The organism is Amycolatopsis rhizosphaerae, from assembly GCF_007713715.1.
GTDB lineage: Bacteria > Actinomycetota > Actinomycetes > Mycobacteriales > Pseudonocardiaceae > Amycolatopsis_E > Amycolatopsis_E rhizosphaerae.
On the sequence record NZ_VJWX01000551.1, the window covers coordinates 1 to 4,609 of the forward strand.

Below are 4,609 nucleotides of genomic sequence, written 5' to 3' on the forward strand. Positions count from 1 at the left end.
GCGCCCCATCTGCGGACCAGCGGCACGGCCGCCAGGCAGTACACCGTGAACGCCACGGCGCCGACCAGCATGCCCCGCGCACCGGCCGCCACGTCCGGCACGCCGGCGGACACCGCGGTGACGATCAGGCTGGCCAAGGCCACGGACGGCGCCGCGGAAAAGACTCCCGCCAGCCGTTTCGGCGCGAGCATCTCGGCCAGCGCGGCAAAGGCCACCACGAACAGTCCCCCCGCCAGGGCCTTGATCAGCACCTCGACGACCTTGTCCGCCATAGCGACCTTCCCACCACGCCGTGGATCCGAAACCGGCATACCGGAATCAGCGCACGCCGACACCGCCGGTCAACTCGGGATATCCACCGGCACCGCGGAGAAACGGACACCGGTTGGGAGCGCCTCGGCCGTTTCAGTGGCTGCTCGTTCGCAGCGTCCCCAGTGGACGGCGCGGGCGCCGGAACTCATCCGGTCCGCCGCTTGACACGCGAGGCGGGACTTCGCACGCTGGGAAGGGAGGTACCGGCAGGCAAAACAGCCGAGCCGGTCGCGCGCACGAGCACCGCCGTGCTCCCGGCCCCGAGGAGGTGAGCATGAACAGTCACAGTCCCAGTGGCAGTCACCGTCACAGTTACGGTCACAGCGCTGACGTGTCCTGTCCTTTGCCCACTCGTCCTCTGCCGGGCATGGCCGCCCACCGCGCATCGGTTCGGTAGCCCTCCGCGGCGAGTCCGCTGATTCCCCGCGGTGTCGGCTGTGTTCGGCCTGTCGGCAGGAGGTCTGCCATGGCCTACCCCGTAACCAGCACAGCGCCACCCTGCACCAGCAGTGCGCTGTCGTCCGAGCCGTCCTACGCACCGCTGCTGCACGGGATCGCGGCCGCCGCCGGGGCGGCCCGGTCACTGTTCGAGCCGGCGATACTCGGCCGCCTGCTCACCTACGCCGAGCTGATCCTGCCCGCGCTCGCCGACGCCCTGGGCTGCGGCCCCCTGGGGCAGGTCACCACTCAGATCGCCGTGAGGCTCGTTCGCAACGCCCTGCTGGACGAGGGAAGACGATAACAGCACAAGGCGACCGGAAGATGGTGGCCCGCTCCACAGTGGATGGTCCAGGATCACGCACCGCGAGGCGCGCGGTCACACGGCTCGTGGCGTTTCCGTCGTGCGCTGTGCGAGTCGTCGCAACACGAGGAGGCCGCCGATCCCCGGCAGCACCGCGAGCGCGCGTGTCCGCGGGGTGGTGTCGGGCCGTCGGACGGTGAACACGATGATGAACAGGTAGGCACATCCGTGGGTGGGGCCGGTCAGGGAGGCCACCGCCGGCCAGTGCACGGTGGCGAGGTTGATCAGCAGGACGAGCAGGGTCGCCAGTTCCACGGCGGCGGCGATCCGCAGGAGCCGGAGGGAAGAGTTCATCATCACGCTCCCGTGGTCGAGCCGGGCCGGACGATCATCAGCACGGTGACCGTGACCCACAGCAGGTTGAACATTCCGGTGTACCCGGCCAGCCGCGCGGGCAGCCTGGAATCGAGGGAACCGGCGGAACCGGCGTCGGTGGAAGACGCGCCGAGTCCGGCCATGATGCGGTCCTGGTACGGCTGGATGACCAGCACCAGCACCGCCGCCGCGAGGGCGGTCAGCACGATCGAGGTGATCAGCCAGGCGTTGCCCAGCACGTGCAGGCTGCCCGCGGTGGCCAACCCGAACACCGGGACCACGATCCCGATCACGGCGTAGACCCGGCAGATGCGGTGCAGGACGCGGAGCGTGGCGAGGTCGCGATCGCCCTGCGGCACGGCGAGGGCGCTTCGGGTGGCCGCGGGGAACATGCTGGCCGCGACGGTCACCGGCCCGATCGTGATGATCGCGGCCAGCACGTGGATCGCGAGCAGGGCCTTGGTCACTGGCCCGCCTCCCGTGGCTCCGGCGCGATGCGGTTCCCGGTGACCGCGGACGCGGGCAACCGGTCCTCCCACCGCGGATCGGTCAGCGCACCGCATCGCTGATCGTCCTGTGTGGACAGTTCGAAAGGGTCCTGTCGCATGCTTATCGGCATGGCGACGGCCAGGTCCGGGGTCTCGCTCGGGTCTCCCCTGCCGAACAACACGATCTGCGCCAGCATGATCCGGTCAGTCCTCCTCCTGTTGGGTGACCCCGACGCTAACCCCGCTCCTCGCACACCGGAACAGGCTGGATTGCCAACATCCGACGGATTTTCGCCAACGCTTCGACCAGGGAGATGAGGCCATACCGCTGGCCAGTGGCTTGGCCGGAAATCACCGCTGGCCTATCGTGTGGCCATGCACACGGTGGCTGTTCTCGCCCTGGACCAGGTCATCCCGTTCGATCTGGCCACCCCGATCGAGGTGTTCACCCGTACGCGCCTGCCGGACGGCCGCTCCGCCTACCAGGTCCGGGTCTGCGCCGCCACGGAGACCGTCGACACCGGAACGTTCACCCTTCGGGCGCCATGGCGGCTGGAGAGCCTCGCCCAGGCCGACACCATCATCCTGCCCGGCTGCACCAACCCGGCCGCACCCGTGCCGCACGAGGTACTCGACGCCCTGCGGCACGCCGCGGCGAACGGCACGCGCATCGCTTCGATCTGCACCGGCGCGTTCGTCCTCGCCGCCACCGGCCTGCTGAAAGGGCTGCGCGCGACCACCCACTGGCTCGCCGCCGACGCGCTCGCCGAACTCCACCCGGACATCGAAGTGGACCCGAGCGTGCTCTACGTGGACAACGACCAGTTCCTCACCTCGGCGGGCGCCGCCGCCGGTCTGGACCTGTGCCTGCACCTGATCCGCCGCGATCACGGCTCCGCGGTGGCCGCCGACGCGGCCCGCCTTTCGGTGATGCCGTTGGAACGCGACGGCGGGCAAGCCCAGTTCATCGTGCACGACCACCCACCCGTACCGCGCGGCTCCACCATGGAACCCCTCCTGGCGTGGCTGCAGGACAACGCGTCCCGGGATCTCACCCTCGACCAGATCGCGGCACGGGCCGGCATGAGCACCCGCACCCTCAACCGGCGCTTCCGTGAACAGACCGGCACCACCCCGCTGCAGTGGCTGCTCCGTGCCCGCATCCGCCGGGCCCAGTACCTGCTCGAAGCCACCGACCACCCCGTCGACCGGATCGCCACCCAGGTCGGATTCGGCTCACCGACCGCCTTCCGCGATCGCTTCAAACGCATCGTCGGCACCGGTCCCCACGCCTACCGCGCCGCCTTCCACACGCCCGGCACCAGGACCTGAGCAACGCCCCGGTCCGCCCCGGTCGCCCCGGTCACCGCAGATCCGCAACCTCCGGCACGGCCCGGCCCGCGCGCCCGAAGGGATCACCGCCCGGATCTTCCCGCACCTCGGCGGCATCCCGCGGCAGCGCGGCGCCTGGCGCAAGGTGGCCGGGGTCGAGTTCGAAGGTCACCCGGGTACCGGGGGCGCCGGTCGGCCCGTCCGGCGACGGGGGGCCGACCGGCACCGTTCCGGCGAGTTCCTGCCGCCAGCCGCGGCCGCCCGCCGAGACCTCGACCCCGGTACGCGCGCTCAACGCCGCGGCGGCGGCCAGTGCCCACCGCCGCCGGGCCAGCAGGGAACCGTAGAAGCCCGCCAACGGGCGGCCGTCCGGACCAAGGTCGGGCGCGGCGTCGTCGATGAGGGTGAACCGGTGATCGTCCTCGAAAACGACACGAACCCGGGTCGGGCCGTCCGCACGCGCCGCGCGCGCCTCGGCCACCACCGCGCGGACCACGGCGGCCGGCAGCGCCGGATCCTCGCGCGGGCACCGGAAGTACATCTCCGGGCGGTTCCGCACCGACTGCTCGAACGACACCGCTCCGATCGCACCGGCGGTGTACTCCGCCGGATCGGGAGGGACCGGACCCATGTCCCCATCCTGCCCTGCGAGCGCGCCAGCCACCGCGAAATCCGGCTCAGCCCACGAAAAGGTTCATGCCGGCGTAGTCGAAGGTGACCGCGAAGATTTTGCGGTTTCGGCAAAGAACGTTGCCTGTTTCCCCGGGAATGCGGCAGGTTCGGTGGTTCCGGTCAGCAAGGCCCGACAAGCGAAGGCGAACACAGTGGACGCACAGTTCTGGGACGACAGGTATCGAAGCCGCGAGCGTCTGTTCAGTGGCAATCCCAACGGGGTGCTCGTCACCGAAGTCGCCGGCCTGACGCCGGGGCAGGCGCTGGACGTGGGGTGCGGGGAAGGCGCCGACGCGATCTGGCTGGCCCGGCGCGGCTGGCAGGTCACTGCGATCGACATCTCCCAGACCGCCCTGCAGCGCGCCGCCGCCACGGGCGCGGACCTCGGCGGCCGGGTGGCGTGGACCCGCGCCGACCTGGCCGCGATGCCGCTTCCGGCCGGCGCGTTCGACCTGGTCTCCGTCCAGTACTTCCCGCTGCCGCACCAGCCGCGCCACATCGCGTTGCGCGGCCTGCTGGATTCCGTCGCCCCCGGCGGCACCCTGCTCGTCGCCGCGCACGACCCGGCCGATCTTCCCCCGGGAAACGACGCCGGCTTCGACCCCGGCCACTACTACCAGCCCGGCGAAATCGCCGGGCTTCTCGACGGCGACTGGAAGGTCCTGTTCAGCGAAACCCGCCCGCGCAC

The 4,609-nt window shown here is 70.9% G+C and carries 8 protein-coding genes; 3 read left to right on the top strand and 5 right to left on the bottom strand.

What is annotated here, in order from left to right; genetic code table 11:
- Positions 1 to 272, bottom strand: a 272-nt coding sequence (locus FNH05_RS32815; protein ID WP_186382853.1) for a DUF3147 family protein, incomplete at its 3' end; no start/stop codon positions are given.
- A 506-nt stretch (positions 273 to 778) separates the two neighbouring features.
- Here FNH05_RS32815 and FNH05_RS32820 point away from each other — a divergent pair.
- Positions 779 to 1,054: a hypothetical protein gene (locus FNH05_RS32820; protein WP_144592730.1), complete on the top strand. Its 276-nt coding sequence runs from the start codon at positions 779 to 781 to the stop codon at positions 1,052 to 1,054.
- Positions 1,055 to 1,129: 75 nt separating this feature from the next.
- Here FNH05_RS32820 and FNH05_RS32825 read toward each other — a convergent pair whose 3' ends face one another.
- The 3 genes from FNH05_RS32825 to FNH05_RS32835 are packed head-to-tail and all read right to left on the bottom strand — an operon-like array spanning position 1,130 to position 2,114.
- Positions 1,130 to 1,411, bottom strand: coding sequence for a DUF3817 domain-containing protein (locus tag FNH05_RS32825; RefSeq protein WP_222426777.1), 282 nt, complete (start codon positions 1,409 to 1,411; stop codon positions 1,130 to 1,132).
- A complete protein-coding gene (locus FNH05_RS32830; protein ID WP_144592731.1) occupies positions 1,411 to 1,896 on the bottom strand; it encodes a DUF2269 family protein in 486 nt (161 codons plus the stop codon). Before FNH05_RS32830 ends, FNH05_RS32825 begins: the two co-directional genes overlap by 1 nt.
- Complete coding sequence (locus FNH05_RS32835; protein WP_144592732.1) at positions 1,893 to 2,114, bottom strand: hypothetical protein; 222 nt, start codon at positions 2,112 to 2,114, stop codon at positions 1,893 to 1,895. Before FNH05_RS32835 ends, FNH05_RS32830 begins: the two co-directional genes overlap by 4 nt.
- A gap of 178 nt (positions 2,115 to 2,292) precedes the next feature.
- Between FNH05_RS32835 and FNH05_RS32840 the strand changes: the two genes are divergently transcribed.
- Complete coding sequence (locus FNH05_RS32840; protein ID WP_144592733.1) at positions 2,293 to 3,249, top strand: GlxA family transcriptional regulator; 957 nt, start codon at positions 2,293 to 2,295, stop codon at positions 3,247 to 3,249.
- A gap of 31 nt (positions 3,250 to 3,280) precedes the next feature.
- On the opposite strand, the gene FNH05_RS32845 is transcribed toward FNH05_RS32840, so the two are convergent.
- The gene (locus tag FNH05_RS32845) at positions 3,281 to 3,880 is read right to left on the bottom strand and encodes a hypothetical protein (protein WP_144592734.1); all 600 of its coding nucleotides are present in this window, start codon (positions 3,878 to 3,880) and stop codon (positions 3,281 to 3,283) included.
- Positions 3,881 to 4,073: 193 nt separating this feature from the next.
- Between FNH05_RS32845 and FNH05_RS32850 the strand changes: the two genes are divergently transcribed.
- On the top strand, positions 4,074 to 4,609 hold a 536-nt coding region (locus tag FNH05_RS32850; protein WP_144592735.1), incomplete at its 3' end, for a class I SAM-dependent methyltransferase.